Below are 20,002 nucleotides of genomic sequence, written 5' to 3' on the forward strand. Positions count from 1 at the left end.
AGATAAAGAGCACCGTCTCAAGGTAGATCTTTTCTCAACCTTAAAACGGCGCTCCTTTTTGTACAGAAGTTTATAGTCATACATAAGAAACGGCGTACGTTTATTTTTTTACCCCAATTTGCTATAATGAGAAAGGAATGTTCGTTAGATATGAACAGAATGGAATTCAAATCATAGAATAGGGTGTTTAGATGTCACGAGTAGAAGTTATTCAGCAAAAGATGAAAAAGCAGAAGGTCGAAGCATTATTGATAACTAGTCCATATAATCTCAGATATGCATCTGGGTTCACTGGAAGTACCGGATTGAGTGTCGTCACTCAGGATAAAGCTTATTTCGTTACTGATTTCAGGTATAGCGAACAGGCAGCGGAACAAGCCGTCGGATTTGAGATCATTAAAAATACAGGACCCATATACGATGAAGTTGAAACGATCGTCGAAAAAGAAGCTATAAAGGTATTGAGTTTTGAAAAAGATTTCGTGACCTATTCTACCTTTGAAAAAATAAACGATTTGCTGGATTGTGAACTAGAACCAAGCAGCGGCTTACTGGAGTCTCTCCGAGAAATCAAAGATGAAAAAGAAATGGCAACGATTCAGCAGGCGATTAAAATTACCGAGTATGCATTTGAAGAAATACTCGGGTTCATCAAACCGGGCGTGACTGAAATCGAAGTAGCCAACAAACTCGATTTCATGATGCGTGAAAAAGGAGCCACAGGCGTCTCGTTTGATACCATCGTAGCCAGCGGAAAACGTTCAGCCATGCCACATGGTGTAGCGAGTGATAAAAAAATCGAACAAGGTGACATGATCACCATCGACTTTGGCTGCTATTATAAAGGCTATGTTTCTGATATGACACGTACCATCTCTTTAGGTGACCCAGGCGAAGAATTGAAAAAAATTCATCAAATCGTCTTGGATGCGCAGCTGAAAGTGAATGAACGAGCAAAAGCCGGCGTTACAGGGAAAGAATTGGATGCAGTAGCAAGAGATTACATCACTGAAAAAGGATACGGTGAAGCCTTTGGACACTCTACTGGGCATGGCATTGGCTTGGAAGTGCACGAAACCCCTGGTATTAGCTATCGTAATGAGAAATCTTTAGTGGAAGGTAATGTCATCACGAATGAACCAGGTATTTATTTACCAGGTTTAGGTGGTGTAAGAATCGAAGATGACCTCGTTATTACAAAAGACGGCAGCCGGAACCTCATGACCGTAACCAAAGAATTGATCCAACTTTAACAGAGGAAATTAAAGGGAAAAAACTTCCTTTGAAAATAGGTTTTCATAAATAATCGTGATACAATGGTTGTAACAAGACTCAATAACTTTCACAGTGTTACATGAGCGGTAATTAGGAGGAAATTGAATGATATCTACCAGTGATCTAAAAACAGGATTAACGATTGAATATGATGGCGGTATTTGGCGTGTAGTGGAATTTCAACACGTTAAACCGGGCAAAGGTGCTGCCTTTGTGCGCTCAAAATTAAAAAACCTGCGTACAGGTGCTTTGCAGGAGAAAACATTTAGAGCTGGGGAAAAATTTGAATCAGCCCTTATCGAAACGAAAGCAATGCAATACTTGTATGATAATAATGGAAGTCACGTTTTCATGGATACAGACACATATGAACAACTTGAAATTCCTGGTGAACGTATCGAAGAAGTGTTGAAATACATGAAAGAAAACATGCAGCTCAGCATAATGATGTATGGCAGTGAAGTCATAGGCGTCGAAGTCCCTAAAAGAGTGGAACTTAAAGTCGAAGAGACTGAACCTGGTATTCGTGGCGATACATCCGGTGGTGGATCAAAACCGGCAACACTTGAAACAGGTGCGGTTGTGACGGTTCCCTTATTTGTTAATAAAGATGATGTTCTTATTATCAACACGGATGAAGGAACCTATGTCTCGCGTGCCTAATTAAAGCTTGACTGAATCATTCTAGAGGAGGAACGACAGTGGAAGAAAAAGTGATGAGAACGAATCGAAGCAATCCTTATGGTGAAATAGAAGTGGCACCTGAAGTGATTGAAATTATTGCCGGTATGGCTGCTAATGAAGTAGATGGTGTGTATGCTATGCAAGGGAAATTTCCTGAAAAAATGAAAATCATCTTTGGCAAACCTAATCATAAAAAAGGTGTGCACTTAACATCAGACGAAGAGGGTTTAAAAGTAGACATCTATTGCTACTTTAAGTTCGGTGTAAATGTACCCAAAGTTGCTCAAGCTATACAGAAAAAAGTGCGTGAACAGATCTTTCATATGACTGATATTACTTTAGCAGAAGTAAACATTCATATCGCAGATATCGTGCCCGAAAAAACATCATTCCAGGATCTGTTTGACTTGGATAAGGAAGAGGATGAGGAATAGTGACAACTGTAAGGCGTGTAATTAGGGAAAAAGCCTTTCAGTCTCTTTTCCAGTTATCTACCCATGACGGATTGACCGTAGACGAAGCTATTCAATTAGCACTTGATAGTACGTTATCTTTGAAGGAAGATCGTACTTTAGAAGAAGCTATGGCGTCAATCTTACCTGAAGAAAAAAGCAACGAAGGTATCGTAAATGATGCCTTAGACTATCTGAAAATATTAGTTAGTGGTGTTCAGGAACATCGTGACGATATCGATCAGACCATTACAAATCATTTGAAAAATTGGACGTTAAATCGTTTGGAACGAACAAACTTGCTATTACTTAGATTAGCAACGTATGAATTGCTTTATCAGCCTGATGTTGATAAACGCATCGTTATGAATGAAGCTATAGAATTAACTAAAACATTTAATGATGAACAATCAAGTAAGTTCGTAAATGGGATACTGCAGAGTATTGCCGATAATAGATAACACTTTTTGTCGTTCCCAAATTATCTGCTTTTGCATGGAAAAGCTCTATAATCGAGAAAAATTGAGGGCAGTAAGAGAGGGCAAGGAGTAGACGAGTGAGACGTTCTACTTTTTGGCTCTCTTTCTATTTACATAGGCAACAGAGATAAAGCTCAGGAAGGAAAGAAGCGAATGGACCAGGAGTACCTAACAGTCACGCAGCTGACACGTTACGTGAAACGCAAGTTTGATTATGATCCTTATTTAGAACACGTATTTGTTAAAGGAGAAATCTCGAACTTTAATCCAAAAAGACGAAACAGCCATCAGTATTTCAGCATCAAAGATCAAGGAGCTAAACTGTCAGCTGTTTTATTTTATAGTGAGCAGAAAAAGCTGACCGTCGATCTGGAAGAAGGCATGAGTGTCTTAGCTGTCGGCCGCTTGTCAGTATATGAAAAAACAGGATCGTATCAACTTTATATCGATCACATCGAACCCGAAGGATTGGGGCAGCTCTATGCGGCATATGAACAGACCAAAAAGAAATTAGCTGAAGAAGGCTGGTTTGATAGTGACCGCAAAAAAGAACTCAAGCGATTCCCGAAAAAAATCGGGATCATCACGAGTCAAAGTGGCGCTGTTATCCGTGATATTCAAACGACCATAGAACGTCGCTTTCCGATCGTAGAATTGTATCTTTTCCCTACCGTTGTTCAAGGAGACAAAGCAGCAGATTCGATCGTTAAAAGCATTCAAAAAGCCGACCAGGATTATGACCTTGATACCTTGATCGTCGGACGTGGAGGCGGCTCGTTTGAAGACCTCTTTCCATTCAACGAAGAAAAAGTGGCACTGGCTATCGCTCTAGCACAAACGCCGGTCATTTCATCCGTTGGTCATGAAACAGATACAACCTTAGCTGATTTAGCTGCTGATGTCAGAGCAGCGACTCCGACCGCGGCGGCAGAACTAGCTGTGCCTGTTTTGACGGATGAGGTAGGAAGAATCGATTTAAACCGCCAACGCGTGATGCAGGCTATGACCACAACGATCAGGCGGGAAAAAGAAAGAGTCAGCCGTTTGGAACGGTCCTATATTTTCAGACAGCCAAGACGGTTATATGACGGCTATAGTCAGAACCTTGATCAATTAAAAGATCAGCTGATGCGCCGGATGGATGATCAGCTTAAAGAAGATAAATACCGTGTACATTTGTTGAACCAGCAATTGAAATCATTTAATCCAAGCGCTCAATTCAAGCAGGCGTCGTTAAACGTGGATCAACTGACGAAGCAATTGATGACAGCGACAAAACAGCACGTGAAAAATGAGCAGAACGACGTGAATGCATTGATTCAATCACTCGATCATTTATCGCCCTTGAAAATCTTGAGTCGTGGTTATTCGATCACGCAAAGTGAAAAGGGCATTGTGAAATCAGTTGACCAAGTTAAAGAGAATGACCGTATCGATATAACGGTGGCGGATGGTTTCATCCAAGCCACTGTAGAAGCGACGATCAAAAAAGAAATCGAATAAAAAGGAGACTATTATGGATAAAGAATTAAGCTTTGACGATGCAATGAAAGAGCTGGAAACCATTGTTCAAAAACTGGAACAAGGGGACGTTCCGCTTGAAGCCGCGCTGGATCAATTTCAGGAAGGCATTAAATTGAGTCGCTATTGTAAGAGCATCGTAGAAGATGCAGAAAAAACGGTGATTAAAATGATCAAGGAAAATGGCAGCGAAGAGATTTTAGAAGATTAAATAATCAAGTTAAATCAGGCTTTGCTGAATGACGATAAAGGAGTCCACTATGCATTTTCAGACGTTTACAAAAGAATACAAAGAACCATTTGAAACGTATTTAGTCGAGTTGATCACAGACGAAAGTCAGACAGTCATTGAAGAAGCGATGCGCTATTCTCTGGAAGCAGGTGGGAAAAGATTACGTCCATTGCTTCTTATTGCTTTAGTTAAGGCATTCAAAAAAGATGAAACACAAGCGTATCCTTTCGCTGCTGCTCTGGAAATGATTCACACTTATTCCCTCATTCACGATGATCTACCGGCAATGGATGATGATGATTTAAGAAGAGGGAAGCCGACAAACCACATCAGATATTCTGAAGCAACGGCTATTTTAGCTGGTGATGCACTGCTGACCAAAGCCTTTGAAGTCATGACAGATGGGACTTGTTCAAATGAAATCAAACTCTCCCTGATCAAAGAACTGGCTCGATCATCCGGGTATGAAGGGATGGTCGGGGGACAGCAAGCCGATATGGACGGAGAACACAAACAGTTAAATCTCAAAGAATTAGAGTCTATTCACTCCCGCAAAACAGGGATGCTGATTCGCTTTGCCTTTAAAGCCGCAGGTCTGCTTGCAAAAGTCGATGCGGAAACTTTAAATGACTTGAATACCATTTCCATGAAGATAGGCATCGCTTATCAAATAAGGGATGATATTTTAGATGTCAGTGGCTCTGAGGAAGAATTGGGCAAACGTGTCGGAGCGGATGCAAAACAGGGTAAGAGTACGTATCCGTCATTACTCGGCATGGAACGAGCACATACACTTTTTGACGAACAATTAAATGAAGCTTTGCTATTAAACAGAACCATTCTTGAACGCGAAAAAAACTATGATGAAGAGTTGCTGGACTCATTTATCGAATCGTTAAAATTGAATTGATGGTTCCTACAGAGGTGAAAAAGTGAAAAAAGAACGAGCAGATGATTTACTTATAGAACAAGGATGGTCAATAGACCGCGAAAAAGCTAAAAGATTGATCATGTCAGGCAAAGCTTACACGAGTAAGGAAGAAAAAATCTTTACAGCCGGTGAAAAGTTACCATATGATACCACTGTGTATATCAAAGGAGCGGATCAGCTTTATGTCAGTCGCGGCGGAATAAAATTGGAAAAAGCCCTGGATATGTTTGACATTGAATTAAACGATCGGATCGTTTTAGATATCGGCTCCTCAACGGGAGGTTTCACTGATGTGTGCTTGCAGCAGGGAGCAAAGCTTGTGTATGCCCTTGATGTCGGGACCAATCAGTTAGCATGGAAATTGCGGATCGATGAGCGTGTGGAAGTCATGGAACAGACTAATTTCAGACACGTCACAGCTGAAAATTTCAAAAAAGGCATACCTAGTTTTGCAACGATCGATGTTTCATTCATATCTTTAAAAAAAATCTTTCCAACTTTGAAAACAGTTTTAGCTACAGGTGGAGAAGTGGTCGCGCTGATCAAGCCGCAATTTGAAGCAATCAAAGAAGATGTTGGGGAAAGAGGGATCATTACAGATCCCACCGTTCACCAGTACGTGCTGAATGACATCGTTAATTTTTTATATGATGAAGGATTTGAAGTGAAAGAGGTCATTCCTTCACCCATTAAAGGTGGAAAAGGAAACAAGGAGTTTTTGGCTCATATCAAGTTTAATCGAAGTATAAGTGAGCGCAAAACAGAGCATTTGAAAAAAGTGATAAAGGAGACTCTTTTTAAAAATTAGTCACGTGTATATCCTAAAACAAGATGTTAATATTTTTACGTTCTATGCATAAAATGTCTTGCAAATGTCACTGAAAAGCAAGACGTGGTAATTGGCACTTAGGCTTAAAAGCAGTATAATGAGAGTGTATAAACTGTATAAATATACTGATGTGCTGCGGGGAAGGTGCGAAGGTAAATAGCATAGGAGTGGAAACCTTGAAAAAGAAAGAAAGACATCAATTATTAAGAAAACTTGTGCAGCAGGATATTATTCGTAAACAAGAAGATTTTGTCGATAGATTGAACGAAAGAGGTATTGAAGTCACTCAAGCGACGATTTCAAGAGATATTAAAGAACTTCAGTTGGTAAAAGTACCCGCTAAAGATGGCGGGTATCGTTATAATTTACCTCCAGAAATGAATTATAATATATCTAAAAAATTGTCGCGTTTGATGAAAGATGCGTTTGTTTCCATTGATATACAGAGAGAATTTGTCTTGATCAAAACGCTCCCCGGAAATGCTTTTGCATTAGGCTCATTGATTGAAACAGCGAAATACAGTGAAATGTTTGCCTGTGTATCGGGAGATGATACGGTTTTGATCATTTGTCGTGATGAAGAAAGTGCTGAGCGTTTCCAAAGAAGAATTATCGCCTTTATTTAACTCAAACAATAAAGGCTTAGGAGGTTTGTCTTTGTTAGAATCGTTACGAATAAAGAATTTTGCGATTATTGAAGACTTGTTTTTAGATTTTAATACTGGAATGACTGTTTTGACAGGAGAAACGGGAGCAGGTAAATCCATCATCATCGATGCAGTGGGTTTGCTGGCTGGAGGCAGAGGTTCGTTAGAATTTGTTCGTTTTGGAGCTAAAAAATGTGTGCTCGAAGGAGAATTCAGTTTCAAGCCATCGACCGACTTGATCAACTTGCTCGGTCAGCACGAAATAGAACACGATGCCCATACATTACTCATTCAGCGGGAAATCTTTACGAGTGGGCGCACTGTTTGTCGAATAAACGGGAGCATCGTCACTATTGCAGTATTAAAAGAAATCGGAAGCCAATTGATCGATATACATGGACAGAATGAACATCAGGAACTGATGGTGACTGAAAATCACAGCCATTTACTCGATTCTTTTGGGCCGAAAGAATTATCATCCACAAAAAAAGAGTATCGGAAGATTTTTCATGAATATAAGCATTTAACGAAAGAACGTGAACAATGGCTATTCAACGAACAGGAACTTGCTCAACGACTGGATATATTAAGATACCAGGTCAAAGAGATAGAAGCCGCACACCTTCAGCCAAATGAGGAAGAAGGGTTACTTGAAGAAGAGAAAAAGCTGGTGAATCATCAAGCCATCGTAGAAGCTTTGTCTTCAAGCTATGCTACCTTACAAGGAGAAGAGTACAGCGGGCTGGATAGCGTTGGAAAAGCGATGGAAAAAATGTCAGCTGTTGAAAATATCGATGAGTCATTTAAACACATTTCTGAAAGCTTATCGACGGCGTTCTTTCAGTTGCAGGAAGCGGCGAGTGACATCTATGCCGAACTAGACGGTTTAGAGTACGATGAAGAGCGATTGAATGAAATCGAAGAACGCTTAAATTTTATTCAGCAACTTAAGCGGAAGTACGGCAATTCTGTCGAAGCTATTTTGGAGCACTTTGAAAAATCTGATAATGAGTTGAAACAACTTGAGAACAGAGAAGAACAAGTGGATGGATTGAGCAAAAAAATAACGGCAACTCAAGCACAAGCACAAAAGCAAGCGAGAGAGTTGTCTAAGTTAAGAAAACAAACAGCATTAGAGCTGGAAGAACGTATTCAGGAACAGCTGAAAGAACTTTACATGGAAAAAGTCAAATTTTCTGTGACGTTTAAAGGTTCAGAAGAAGCAGAGCCTAACCTAGCGTTAACAGAACAAGGCCTTGATAAAGTCGAGTTCTTTGTTTCTACGAACCCGGGGGAACCGTTAAAAGCATTAAATAAAGTTGCATCAGGTGGAGAACTTTCACGTATGATGCTCGCAATGAAGACGATATTCTCTCAATCACAAGGGATCACAAGTATCATATTCGATGAAGTCGATACAGGTGTGAGTGGCCGCGTTGCCCAAGCGATTGCAGATAAAATTCATTCTGTCGCTGAGCACTCCCAAGTATTATGTATCACGCATCTTCCGCAAGTGGCGGCTATGGCGGATCAGCATCTCTACATCAAAAAAACAATTGAAGCAGAACGCACACAAACAAGTGTTGAGAAACTTGCTGAAAATGATAGGGTTGAAGAAATCGCCCGTATGTTATCAGGAGACGAACTGACTCAATTAACGAAAGAAACTGCAGATGAGCTTTTAAAACTTGCTCATGCGAAGAAAAAACGCATAAAAAAAGAGTCTCTTGCCTAGGGACTAGACGAGAGACTCTCAGAAATATTTAATCGTTGAGAAATTACATCATGATGCTGAATAAAGAAGCAAATACTGGGATAACCATTGTAAGAACAAGAACACCGATCATAACACGTGTCATTGTACTTGAAGTTTTTTTGTCATTTTTATTTTTAGGCATAGGTTGTGCACCCACTTTCTTAAATCGTTTTCGCTATAAGTGTACTGAAAGTAGAAGGAAAATGCAAGCGAGAACTTGAGAGTTTCCAAAGTGTTCATATTTTGTTAATATATATAGGTGAACATTATAACCAATAAAGGAAATGAATAAGTAAGTTAAACAGGAGGAGATTTATTAATGAGTAAACAAGAATTTGGCGTCATAGGTATGGCCGTAATGGGCAAAAACTTAGCTTTAAATATTGAAAGCAGAGGATATTCTGTTTCTCTATACAACCGTACATCGTCAAAAACGACTGCTGTTATTGAAGAAAATCCAGACAAAAATGTAGTCGCAACGTATGACTTGGAAGAATTTGTCAATTCACTGGAAAAACCAAGAAAAATTTTGTTGATGGTGCAGGCCGGTAAAGGAACAGATGCGGTCATTCAGCAGTTGCTCCCCTTCCTTAATAAAGGAGATATTTTAATTGACGGCGGAAACACATTCTATCAAGATACCATCCGTCGCAGTAAAGAACTAGCTGATTCGGGTATCAACTTTATCGGGACTGGTGTTTCTGGTGGTGAAGAAGGCGCGCTTAAAGGACCTGCTATCATGCCGGGTGGACAAAAAGAAGCATACGACTTAGTGTCACCTATTTTAGAGAAGATTGCAGCAAAAGCTCCAACTGACGGAGAACCGTGTGTGACTTATATTGGACCAAACGGTGCAGGCCACTATGTCAAAATGGTTCATAATGGTATCGAATACGGCGACATGCAGTTGATAGCAGAGTCGTATAACTTGTTAAGAGATATGGTTGGTTTATCAAACGAAGAAACAGCAGAAGTCTTCAATGAATGGAACGAAGGCGAACTTGACAGTTTCCTCATAGAACTTACAGCTGATGCTTTGACTAAAAAAGATCCCGAAACAGGAGAATTCATGGTCGATGTCATTTTAGACCGCGCCGGGAATAAAGGAACAGGTAAATGGACATCACAAAGTGCCTTGGATTTAGGTGTGCCGTTACCACTTATAACCGAATCTGTTTTTGCGCGCTATATTTCAGCATTGAAAGACGAACGTGTTGAGGCAAGTAAAGTGTTGCCTAAACCTGCAACCAAAGAATACGCAGGTGACAAGAAAGAACTGATCGAGAAAATGCGTGAAGCCTTATACTTCAGTAAAATCATGAGTTATGCACAAGGTTTTGCACAAATGCGCACAGCTTCTGATGAATATGACTGGAAACTTCAGTACGGTGAAATTGCCAAAATATTCCGTGCCGGCTGTATCATTCGCGCACGTTTCCTGCAAAAAATAACGGAAGCCTATGAACGTGAACCGGAACTTAAAAACTTAGTACTGGATGAATACTTCTTGGATATTGCCGGTAGATACCAGCAGTCCGTAAGAGACTTGGTTGGTTTGGCCGTTCAAGCAGGCGTACCTGTACCGGCTTTTTCATCTGCCATCGCTTATTATGACTCTTATCGTTCTGAACGTTTACCAGCGAACATTATCCAAGCTCAACGTGATTACTTCGGTGCACACACCTACGAACGTGTAGATAAAGAAGGCACATTCCACTTTGACTGGTATGGTAACGAAGGCGAAGAAAACTGGGATTGATCAAGCAAGATAATACTGAATAAGTAAGATTAGTAGGTTTTCATTTCGAAAACCTACTAATTTCTTGTCACAACTCGTTATAACTTGTTATAAAATCTTAAATTAGAGTATTCTAACATTTCTAATTAAACCAAGATGTGGTAAACTTATAGAGCGTAATAGCAGGCATCATAACATTAATTTATAATAATAAACGCACAAAAAAGAAGTAGGAGTGGGAACCGTGGCAAAGATTTTAATTATAGAAGATGAAAAGAATTTAGCTCGCTTTGTCGAGTTGGAATTAACACATGAAGGATTTGAGACAGAGGTCCGTTTTGACGGTCGCTCAGGTCTTGAAGCGGCAATAGATGAAACTAAAGAGTGGGATATTGTATTACTTGATTTAATGTTACCCGAATTAAACGGGATCGACGTGGCGCGTCGTATTCGCCTAGTAAGTAATGTGCCTATTATCATGATGACGGCAAGAGATTCTGTCATTGACCGCGTTTCAGGTTTTGATCATGGAGCAGACGATTACGTAGTTAAACCTTTTGCAATCGAGGAATTATTAGCACGTATGCGTGCATTGCTTCGTCGTATTGAAATCGAAACTGAAGAAAATGTAAGTCGTCAAACGACCATCACATACAGAGACATTACGGTTGAAAAAGAAAACCGTGTCGTCAAACGTGCAGACGAAGTGATTGAATTGACAAAGAGAGAATACGAATTACTCGTTGAATTGATGGAAAATTTGAACATTGTCTTGTCACGTGAAGTATTATTGAACAAAGTCTGGGGATACGAAACGGAAGTGGAAACTAACGTGGTTGACGTGTATATCAGATACCTGCGTAACAAGATCGATGTTTCCGGAAAAGAAAGCTACATCCAAACAGTTAGAGGAACAGGATACGTGATGCGTACGTGAAATCTCAAGCAGCCGTTGATACAAAAGGAATTAACGAGAAGAAGCGTATTTCTTTAAGATGGAAATGGACTATCGGGGCTGCCATCGCACTATTTTTAACATACACTATATTTTCAACTATTTTGTTCATTACCTTTCAACAAATCATGATAGAAAATGAACAACAAGCAGTTAGAAATGTGATGGTGAATTTAACGGAACGATTTGGACAAAACTTTTATGATTTAACAGAAGAAGATGTTGCAGAAACATTGAATCAGCAGGAAATGTATTTAACACCTGAAATGCCGATTATGGAAGAAGCTCAAAATCAGAGAAGTACACCGTTGCGTGCGAGCCAAGGTAGCATTGTTATAAGAGTATATAACACTAGTGAACAACTTTTATATGAAACGAATGATGTTGATATAGAGTTTATACCTAAAGAGACCCTGCAAATCGAAACTATAGAAAAGGGGCCGAGTGGTGAAGCCTTATCGGCAACAACACCAGTTTACTCGTTCTTAAATAATGAAAGAATTGGCTACGTCCAAGTAATCAACACGTTGTCATCTTATCATCAGCTTTTCAGAAGTGTTTTAGGGGCAATATTGCTGACTGGAGTCATCGCGTTACTGTTCAGTGGAGTCATCGGTTATATTATTGCCATCTCATTCCTTCAGCCGATTCGTCGATTGACTGAAGCCATGCACATCGTTGAAAAAGATCCGGAATCCCGTGATCGTATTGATGTGGGAGATGGTAACGATGAATTGACTGAGTTAGCCAATGCGTATAACTCGATGCTGGACCGTATGCAGCGCAACATCGAACAGCAAAAACAGTTTGTTGAAGATGTGTCGCATGAGTTACGCACACCTGTCGCAGTGGTTGAAGGTCATATGAAGCTCTTGAACCGTTGGGGCAAAGATGATCCGGTCGTTTTAGATGAATCACTGAGTGCGTCTCTTCAAGAAATCGAACGAATGAAGAGTTTGGTTCAGGAAATGCTCGACTTGTCTCGTGCTGAACAAGTCGAAATTCATTACAAAAACGAACGGACATCAGTTAGAGAACTTATCAATCAAACCTATAATAACTTTAAACTGGTTCATCCGGACTTTACCTTTATCCTGGATGATGATTTGGAAAAAGAGGTGTACATCAATATTTATCGCAATCACTTGGAACAGATTCTCATCATCCTACTTGATAATGCGGTGAAATATTCTACAAATCGCCATGTTGTTCATTTAAGCGTGTCCGATGATGGACCGAAAATTCAAATCGCTATTCAAGATTTTGGTGAAGGAATGACTGAAGAAGACACTGAGAAAATCTTCCATCGTTTTTACCGTGTAGACAAAGCGAGAAGTCGTCACAAAGGTGGTAACGGTTTAGGGTTGTCAATTGCCAAACAGCTGGTAGAAGGCTATCATGGTAAGGTTTGGGTTGAAAGTGTCCTGGATCATGGCTCTATTTTCAGAATTGAATTACCTAAACTAAATGAAAAAGATTTGAAAAAAATAGAAGAATCTGAACGAGCTACTAAAGCTTTAACCAAGCAATGAAAATGAATAAACCTCCGCAACATACTAATCTTGGTATGTTGCGGAGGTTTTTTTTTCATGAAATTTAATGATAAATGAATTGGATGGATAGTTAATACTATAGATGAATAAGAAATTTAAAGAATATGAGGAGGTTGAAAATGGAAAAATCAGCTAGAAAGAAATCATATCAGTTGCAATACCTGGAATCTTTGAATGCCAGAACCAAATCACCATATTCTCAGCAACAGTATCTGTTGAATTTGAAAAAAGGATATGAGGGAGAACAGCAATTTGATGAAAGGATCGAAGAATATTTTGAAGATGATGTGACAGTTATAAACGATTTACTTGTTTCGTATAACGGATCGACCGCACAAATAGATACGTTGCTGGTTATAGGGGATACGTTTTACTTGTATGAAATCAAAAATTACGAAGGAGAATTTCAGAAATTACCGGGTCAATTTCGGAAGCTAAACGGTCAGGAATTCATTTGTCCAAGTGTTCAATTAAATCGAACTAAAAAAGTTCTGGAACAAATGACTAGTCAATGGAATGAAACGGTCGAAATTAAACCTTACGTCCTTTTTATTAATGCGTCATTTACTTTATTTGATGCTAATATAACTGATCCGTTTATACTGCCGACCCAAATAAATAGACACCTGAAAAAACTTAAAAATAGGAACACGAAATTATCCAAAGCACAGGTTAATATCGTAAACAAACTAAAGTCAGAGCAGATAAGTAATGAAAGGTATAAAGAGACTTCTCATGAATTTAGATATGAGGATTTTAGAAAGGGAATAATTTGCAGTGACTGTCAGTCATTTAATGTACATTTGAGTCAGCGCCAAGCAAGCTGTCAGGAATGCGGAGGCATCTACAGCATAGATAAAGTGATATTAAATCATATAAAGGAGATCGATCGGTTGTTTCCAGATGTGCCAATTACAACCTTGCTGATTAATGATTGGGTAGACGATAGAGTGTCAGTGAGACGAATAAGGTCTTACTTAAAAGAAAATCCGATTATTTGATTCATATTTCAAACATGAAAGCTACGATGACTAACTCACGAGCGGAAAAAACCTGAGTCTGTCATTCGTAGGGTGAAATGACAAACTCACGAGCGGAAAAAACCTGAGTCTGTCATTCGTAGGGTGAAATGACAAACTCACAAACAGGAAAAACCTGAGTCTGTCATTCGTAGGGTGAAATGACAAACTCACGAACAGGAAAAACCTGAGTCTGTCATTCGTAGGGTGAAATGACAAACTCACGAACAGGAAAAACTTGAGTCTGTCATATGGAGGGTGAAATGACAAACTCACGAGCGGAAAAAATCTGAGCCTGCCATACGAAGGGTGAAATGACCAACTCACGAGCGGAAAAAATCTGAGCCTGTCATACGGAGGGTGAAATGACAAACTCACGAGCGGGAAAAATCTGAGTCTGTCATACGGACGGCGAAATGACCAACTCATGAGAACATAAAACCGTGGGTTAAAAATAAAACAGTCAATACCTAAGAAGGAAAGCAATCGCTCAGGCGATTGCTTATCAATGAAAGATCTAAAAAAATTAAAATGAAACAACGTGTCATCGGACACGTCGTTATCCAATTAAAAAAGATAAAGAAAAAGGAGACTCAGCTGAGTCTCCTTTTGTCATAATAATTAGTCACGTTGTTGTTTACCTGAATTGCGGAGCTCTTTCTGTTCGAACGGGCTCTGGTTACGACGTTTGTTTCTAGCGGATGGTGCCTGTTTTACTTGATTAAGCTTCGTGTCAGTTTCAGTAGCTTGTACTGTTTTACGTTCACGTAACTTACGCTTAATAATAGGTTTGCCACCGTGTTTTTTCTCCATCTCTTTTTCTAATTTTGGTTTGTAGTATAAATTAGTGATAAGAGATTGACCGATTGCTACAAAACCACCAGCAAACCAGTATAATGTTAGTCCGGCTGGACCAGTGATTGAGAACATCAGAATCATCACTGGACTCATGTACATCATTGCGCCTGATTGCTTGCGCGTTTCTTCGGGCATGCCTGCCTGCATGACTTTAGTTTGAACGAGATAAACAACACCAGTCACTACGGCGAGTGGAATACTGCTTTCACCCAAATTAATCCCCAGCCATGAAGCGCTCTGAATAGATTCGGACATTCGAATGGCCTGGAACATTGCTGTAAAGACCGGCAGTTGAATGAGCAGCGGTAAACATCCTGACAAACCGCCTAACATATTAACGTTATTCTCTTTGTAAATTTCCATCATTTCTGCTTGTAATGTCTGTTTTTCCTTAGCATCGTCTGTTTCTTTCATTTCTGCCTGTATTTCATCGGTAACAGGTTTAACTGTTGCCATCTTAGCCTGCTGCTCTAAAGTTGCACGCTGCTGTTTGATTGATAAGGGTAAGATGAGGATACGAACGATAATGGTAATGACAATAATTGCCAGTCCGTAACTTCCAGTTATATCTGCTAGTATTTCTATGAACTGTTGTGTAGGTAAAACGAGATAATCAAATAAAAATTGAGAAAAGCCACCAGTAGGCGTTCCACTTTCGTCAACTCTCATACAACCTGATAAGAACAAAACGATGGAAAGCATTCCACCTGATAAAAGCCATCTTTTAGTACGGTTTTTCAATTGTATTCAATCCTTTAAGTTTATATTAGTGGTACTCTATTGCTTTCACGCTATTCACCACTATACCTTAATAGAAGAAAGAATTCAATTAACTTGAGAAAAATTCGTTTTTTCTTCAATCTTGTCGTCATAAGTAACGACTACTTTGTCAACATCAGCAGCGGGAGAAGGCCCCTTGCGTAATGCTTCAATAAATTGACTCAATTGTTTTTCGTCACCAACGGCTTCAACATAAACAGTTCCGTCAGATTCATTACGTACGATCCCTTTGACACCTGCTTCATCCGCTGCTTGTTTTGCAGAAAAACGAAAGCCGACACCCTGGACGCGTCCCGAAATAGTGGCGCGCATTTTTTGCTGGCCGTTATTTTCCATCGCTTCATTTGTATAAATGATTTCACCATTTGACTCTCTGTTTTTTCCCTTTTCAAAAAAATCTTTATATAAAGAACCCATTGTGAATCCCCCTTTTAGTATTTACTGATTACTTTCCTGATATAGTATCAGTTTACTTGTACAGAGACGTCCAGGTCAAAAGAAAGCCATCAGGGTCTAGTTAAAGTGAGGGCTGACCTATTTTGATTCTATTTTTCATGCTATAATAAACCAGAATATGTAGGAAGGAGTGCAGAAATGACACGAACAAAAAAACGAGGAAGACCAAAGAAAAAACAGCACAAAGTGGCTCCCGAATGGATAGGATTTATTTTATCATTTATGAGTATCTTAACGTTAGGATCATTCGGCTTTGTTGGTAGATTCTTTACTAATGTGCTAAGATTTTTCGTGGGTGAAACTTACGCATTTTCAGCTATTATTTTACTGGGACTAGGGATATATCTTATACTTAAAGGTGACTGGCCAAGTTTGAAAGGAACCAAAACAAAAGGAGTCGCCCTGCTTTATACAGCATGGTTAGTCTTTTTACATTCAAGATGGTTTGCGCCTATTATCAATGATTCGATCAACAGTGTCGTGGCGACCTGGCGTTTTTTCTGGCCACAATTCACATCAAACAGCATTGGGACTCCTCTGGGCGGGGGAATAATAGGCTCGATATTCTTTAGTGCAAGTTATTTCCTCTTCAGCGTTGTAGGTACTTACTTGATGATTGTTGCGCTAGTCTTTTTTGGAATCATGACATTTTTCCAATTTTCCTATCGGGATTTATTTGACCGGATAAGAAATGCATTGAAAGCAGTGATGAGTTGGGTAGAAAATGGGCTTAAACAATTGAGAGCCAAATGGGTTAAGAAGTCTAAATCCAAGAAATCCAAACCGAAAAAGAAAACTATAAGCACGACCTCTCAAGAAGTCGTTCCACAGAACACTCGTCTTAATGAAGCAAGCGAGTCGACAGAACAGAATCAGGAATCTGAACAAACAGCCTTAGAGATAGAAGGTTATCAGGAACTTCAGGCTAAATATGAACAAAAAGCCAACAAAAATAAACAATCCTCAAAAGCGAAAAAACCTGATCAAGATGGTGACGGTTCTGAGGAAGAAGCACCGGTGGATTTTGAAATTGGTGAAGAAGAGAACCAGTCATATAAACTGCCGCCCGTGTCTTTACTGGACGAACATGAAGCAATTGATCAGTCGGATGAATATTCGATCATCCAGAAAAATGTAAAAAAATTGGAAGAAACGTTTGAAAGTTTTGGCGTTAAAGCTAAAGTAACCAAAGCGAATCTTGGCCCAGCTGTGACGAAGTACGAGATCCAACCAGCTACGGGTGTAAAAGTCAGCAAGATCGTTAACTTAACTGATGATTTAGCATTAGCTTTGGCAGCAAAAGACATTCGGATGGAAGCACCTATTCCCGGTAAATCAGTTATCGGTATAGAAGTGCCGAATTCAGAAGTCAGTATGGTATCTTTCAGAGATACTATCGAAGGACAAATTAATAATAAAGAGCGCTTATTGGAAGTGCCCCTAGGACGAGACATTGCGGGTAATGTGGCAATGGCTGATTTATCTAAAATGCCGCACTTGCTTGTAGCAGGGGCAACAGGATCTGGGAAGTCCGTTTCCATCAACGGCATGATCACGAGTCTGTTGATGAAGGCCAAACCAAATGAAGTGAAAATGATGATGATTGATCCTAAAATGGTTGAGCTGAATGTATACAACGGGATACCACATCTGTTGACGCCGGTTGTTACGAATCCTAAGAAAGCGGCTCAGGCACTACATAAAGTCGTACAGGAGATGGAACGTCGTTATGAATTGTTTGCAGCCAGCGGGACACGTAACATGGAGGGGTACAACCAGTTCGTTAAAAAGAAAAATGACGAAGGATTATTACCATTTCCGTATATTGTAGTTATTGTTGACGAGTTGGCTGACTTAATGATGGTTGCTTCAAACGAAGTGGAAGACGCCATTATTAGATTAGCTCAAATGGCACGTGCGGCAGGTATCCACATGATCTTGGCGACACAAAGACCGAGTGTGGACGTTATCACAGGTATCATTAAAGCTAACGTACCTTCACGGATCGCGTTCGCTGTATCCAGTGGAACGGATTCTCGCACCATTTTAGACAGCAATGGGGCTGAAAAATTACTTGGCCGGGGAGACATGCTCTTCCAACCGATGGGAGCCAATAAAGCGACCCGTGTCCAAGGTGCCTTCATTTCGGACGAAGAAGTTGAGGCAGTGGTGAACTTTGTTAAAAATCAGCAGGAAGCTAATTATGTCGAAGAAATGATTCCTAAAGATGAACCGAAAACACAAGCGGGTGAATCGGAAGATGAATTATACGGTGATGCCGTTGATCTAGTCGTTGAAATGCAGACAGCAAGCATTTCATTGCTCCAGAGACGTTTCAGGATCGGTTATAACCGTGCAGCCAGGATCGTCGATGAAATGGAACTGAAAGGCATTGTCGGACCGCATGAAGGATCAAAACCAAGAGAAGTACTCGTGACCGCTGATTATCTAAACAGTTCGAACGAAAATACGGAAGAATAAAGTAAATTAAAATTTGAATAGGATATACTTTAATTTATTAAAAATTTTTAACTTTCCTTTTTATTACAGGAGTGTTACTATATATCCATGAAAGGGTTAACAGTTTTTTTGTTACAGTGTTTTTGATATTATACTGTAACAGGGATTCTTCGATCCTTATGATACATAAAAAAATAATAGGGGGAATTATCGTGTCAAAAATGAAATTAAGAAGTTTACTAGCAATTGGTTCATCAGCTTTTGTATTGGCAGCATGTCAAGGACAAGATGCATCAGATCCAGCAGTTGAGGATCCAGCAACTGATGAAGAAACAGGAACCGATGCTGGTGAAGATGCTGGCGAAGATACAGAAGCTGTTGATTTTTCAATTGCTATGATCACAGATGAAGGTGGTGTAGATGACCGTTCATTCAACCAATCTGCTTGGGAAGGTATGCAAGCATGGGGAGAAGAACACGGCTTATCAGAAGGCGATGGTTATGCATACTACCAATCAAACGATTCTGCTGACTTCGTTCCAAACTTGAACCAGGCATTAGCAGAGGACAATGATATCATTTACGGAATCGGTTTTCAGCTTTTAAATTCAATTAATGATGTAGCTGACCAAAATCCGGAACAATACTTCGGTATTGTTGATGATATTTCAGATCGTGATAACGTCGTTTCATTAACATTCCGTGACCACGAAGCAGCATTCTTGGCAGGTGTAGCAGCAGCTGAAACAACCGAAACAGGCAGAGTCGGATTTATCGGCGGGATTGCTGGTCCAGTTATCGACCGTTTTGAAACAGGATTCACAGCCGGTGTTGCTCATGTTGACGAAAGTATCGAAGTAGACGTTCAGTATGCTGAATCATTTACTGATGCTGGTATCGGACAACAAGTCGCAGCTGGTATGTACGCAGCTGGTGCAGACGTTGTTTATCACGCTGCCGGTGCTGTAGGTAATGGTGTGTTTACTGAAGCTCGTAACCGTATGGAATCAGACGCAGATGCTCAACTTTGGGTAATCGGTGTTGACCGTGACCAAGAAGAAGAAGGCGAATATGATGGTGGAAACCTCACATTAACTTCAACTATTAAAGCTGTAGGTTCTTCTATCTCACAATCAGCTAACCTAACAATGGATGAAGGCTTCCCTGGTGGAGAAAACATTGCTTACGGTTTAGAAGAAGAAGGCGTCGACTTAGTACAAGGAAACATGGCTGACGAAGCATGGTCATCTGTACAGGATGCACGTCAGGGAATTGTTGATGGAGACATCGAAGTTCCAGAATTCTCATACAGTGAGTAATAATTAAAAACTGAACAATATAAATTAATAGTTGAGCGCTGGTCTATGGGCTGGCGCT

Annotated in this window: 18 protein-coding genes; 16 read left to right on the plus strand and 2 right to left on the minus strand. The window is 39.9% G+C overall.

Translation table 11 applies throughout. The features are described 5' to 3' along the window. The first annotated feature begins 191 nt into the window (after window positions 1-191). The 14 genes from AX762_RS04685 (at window position 192) to AX762_RS04750 (ending at window position 14,053) form a co-directional block, all read left to right on the plus strand. Entirely contained in the window at window positions 192-1,253 is a 1,062-nt protein-coding gene (locus AX762_RS04685) for a Xaa-Pro peptidase family protein (RefSeq protein ID WP_071848001.1), read from the plus strand. Between the two features lie 127 nt (window positions 1,254-1,380). Continuing rightward, a complete protein-coding gene (efp, locus tag AX762_RS04690) occupies window positions 1,381-1,938 on the plus strand; it encodes an elongation factor P (RefSeq protein WP_071848002.1) in 558 nt (185 codons plus the stop codon). Between the two features lie 53 nt (window positions 1,939-1,991). Beyond that, window positions 1,992-2,393, plus strand: a complete 402-nt coding sequence (locus AX762_RS04695; RefSeq protein ID WP_071848020.1) for an Asp23/Gls24 family envelope stress response protein — start codon at window positions 1,992-1,994, stop codon at window positions 2,391-2,393. Further along, on the plus strand, window positions 2,393-2,872 hold the full coding sequence (gene nusB / locus AX762_RS04700) for a transcription antitermination factor NusB (RefSeq protein ID WP_071848003.1): 480 nt from the start codon (window positions 2,393-2,395) through the stop codon (window positions 2,870-2,872). The genes AX762_RS04695 and nusB overlap by 1 nt, the downstream gene beginning before the upstream one ends. A 171-nt stretch (window positions 2,873-3,043) precedes the next feature. Beyond that, window positions 3,044-4,393, plus strand: a complete 1,350-nt coding sequence (gene xseA, locus AX762_RS04705; RefSeq protein WP_071848004.1) for an exodeoxyribonuclease VII large subunit — start codon at window positions 3,044-3,046, stop codon at window positions 4,391-4,393. Window positions 4,394-4,406: 13 nt separating this feature from the next. Then, window positions 4,407-4,622, plus strand: a complete 216-nt coding sequence (locus AX762_RS04710; protein ID WP_071848005.1) for an exodeoxyribonuclease VII small subunit — start codon at window positions 4,407-4,409, stop codon at window positions 4,620-4,622. A gap of 49 nt (window positions 4,623-4,671) precedes the next feature. Further along, window positions 4,672-5,553, plus strand: a complete 882-nt coding sequence (locus tag AX762_RS04715; protein ID WP_071848006.1) for a polyprenyl synthetase family protein — start codon at window positions 4,672-4,674, stop codon at window positions 5,551-5,553. Window positions 5,554-5,575: 22 nt separating this feature from the next. Further along, window positions 5,576-6,382, plus strand: coding sequence for a TlyA family RNA methyltransferase (locus AX762_RS04720; protein WP_071848007.1), 807 nt, complete (start codon window positions 5,576-5,578; stop codon window positions 6,380-6,382). Window positions 6,383-6,579: 197 nt separating this feature from the next. After that, the gene (gene argR, locus AX762_RS04725; RefSeq protein ID WP_071848008.1) at window positions 6,580-7,029 is read left to right on the plus strand and encodes an arginine repressor; all 450 of its coding nucleotides are present in this window, start codon (window positions 6,580-6,582) and stop codon (window positions 7,027-7,029) included. Between the two features lie 31 nt (window positions 7,030-7,060). Next, window positions 7,061-8,785: a DNA repair protein RecN gene (gene recN, locus AX762_RS04730; RefSeq protein WP_071848009.1), complete on the plus strand. Its 1,725-nt coding sequence runs from the start codon at window positions 7,061-7,063 to the stop codon at window positions 8,783-8,785. Window positions 8,786-9,125: 340 nt separating this feature from the next. After that, window positions 9,126-10,565: an NADP-dependent phosphogluconate dehydrogenase gene (gene gndA / locus AX762_RS04735; RefSeq protein WP_071848010.1), complete on the plus strand. Its 1,440-nt coding sequence runs from the start codon at window positions 9,126-9,128 to the stop codon at window positions 10,563-10,565. A 223-nt stretch (window positions 10,566-10,788) separates the two neighbouring features. Continuing rightward, window positions 10,789-11,481 (plus strand): response regulator transcription factor, encoded by a 693-nt coding sequence (locus tag AX762_RS04740; protein WP_071848011.1) that lies wholly within the window; start codon window positions 10,789-10,791, stop codon window positions 11,479-11,481. Beyond that, the gene (locus tag AX762_RS04745) at window positions 11,478-13,031 is read left to right on the plus strand and encodes a HAMP domain-containing histidine kinase (protein WP_071848012.1); all 1,554 of its coding nucleotides are present in this window, start codon (window positions 11,478-11,480) and stop codon (window positions 13,029-13,031) included. The genes AX762_RS04740 and AX762_RS04745 overlap by 4 nt, the downstream gene beginning before the upstream one ends. Window positions 13,032-13,171: 140 nt before the next feature. Continuing rightward, complete coding sequence (locus tag AX762_RS04750) at window positions 13,172-14,053, plus strand: nuclease-related domain-containing protein (RefSeq protein ID WP_071848013.1); 882 nt, start codon at window positions 13,172-13,174, stop codon at window positions 14,051-14,053. Between the two features lie 639 nt (window positions 14,054-14,692). Here AX762_RS04750 and yidC read toward each other — a convergent pair. Next, window positions 14,693-15,670: a membrane protein insertase YidC gene (gene yidC, locus AX762_RS04755; protein ID WP_143139294.1), complete on the minus strand. Its 978-nt coding sequence runs from the start codon at window positions 15,668-15,670 to the stop codon at window positions 14,693-14,695. 84 nt (window positions 15,671-15,754) lie between these two features. Continuing rightward, a complete protein-coding gene (locus tag AX762_RS04760) occupies window positions 15,755-16,126 on the minus strand; it encodes an acylphosphatase (RefSeq protein WP_083432801.1) in 372 nt (123 codons plus the stop codon). A 177-nt stretch (window positions 16,127-16,303) separates the two neighbouring features. On the opposite strand from AX762_RS04760, the gene AX762_RS04765 reads away from it, so the two are divergent. Together AX762_RS04765 and AX762_RS04770 are read left to right on the plus strand one after the other, a co-directional pair. Continuing rightward, a complete protein-coding gene (locus AX762_RS04765; protein ID WP_071848014.1) occupies window positions 16,304-18,646 on the plus strand; it encodes a DNA translocase FtsK in 2,343 nt (780 codons plus the stop codon). Between the two features lie 200 nt (window positions 18,647-18,846). Further along, window positions 18,847-19,944: a BMP family protein gene (locus AX762_RS04770; RefSeq protein WP_071848023.1), complete on the plus strand. Its 1,098-nt coding sequence runs from the start codon at window positions 18,847-18,849 to the stop codon at window positions 19,942-19,944. The last annotated feature ends 58 nt before the right edge of the window (window positions 19,945-20,002 follow it).

It is taken from the genome of Alkalibacterium sp. 20 (assembly GCF_001885615.1).
Taxonomy (GTDB): Bacteria; Bacillota; Bacilli; order Lactobacillales; family Carnobacteriaceae_A; genus Alkalibacterium.

Excerpts from the sequence above, each read along its gene's own strand:
- AX762_RS04685 (WP_071848001.1), top strand. The coding sequence starts at position 192 with ATGTCACGAGTAGAAGTTATTCAGCAAAAGATGAAAAAGCAGAAGGTC.
- efp (WP_071848002.1), top strand. The coding sequence starts at position 1,381 with ATGATATCTACCAGTGATCTAAAAACAGGATTAACGATTGAATATGAT.
- AX762_RS04695 (WP_071848020.1), top strand. The coding sequence starts at position 1,992 with ATGAGAACGAATCGAAGCAATCCTTATGGTGAAATAGAAGTGGCACCT.
- xseA (WP_071848004.1), top strand. The coding sequence starts at position 3,044 with ATGGACCAGGAGTACCTAACAGTCACGCAGCTGACACGTTACGTGAAA.
- AX762_RS04710 (WP_071848005.1), top strand. The coding sequence starts at position 4,407 with ATGGATAAAGAATTAAGCTTTGACGATGCAATGAAAGAGCTGGAAACC.
- AX762_RS04715 (WP_071848006.1), top strand. The coding sequence starts at position 4,672 with ATGCATTTTCAGACGTTTACAAAAGAATACAAAGAACCATTTGAAACG.
- gndA (WP_071848010.1), top strand. The coding sequence starts at position 9,126 with ATGAGTAAACAAGAATTTGGCGTCATAGGTATGGCCGTAATGGGCAAA.
- AX762_RS04750 (WP_071848013.1), top strand. The coding sequence starts at position 13,172 with ATGGAAAAATCAGCTAGAAAGAAATCATATCAGTTGCAATACCTGGAA.
- AX762_RS04760 (WP_083432801.1), bottom strand. The coding sequence starts at position 16,126 with ATGGGTTCTTTATATAAAGATTTTTTTGAAAAGGGAAAAAACAGAGAG.
- AX762_RS04765 (WP_071848014.1), top strand. The coding sequence starts at position 16,304 with ATGACACGAACAAAAAAACGAGGAAGACCAAAGAAAAAACAGCACAAA.
- AX762_RS04770 (WP_071848023.1), top strand. The coding sequence starts at position 18,847 with ATGAAATTAAGAAGTTTACTAGCAATTGGTTCATCAGCTTTTGTATTG.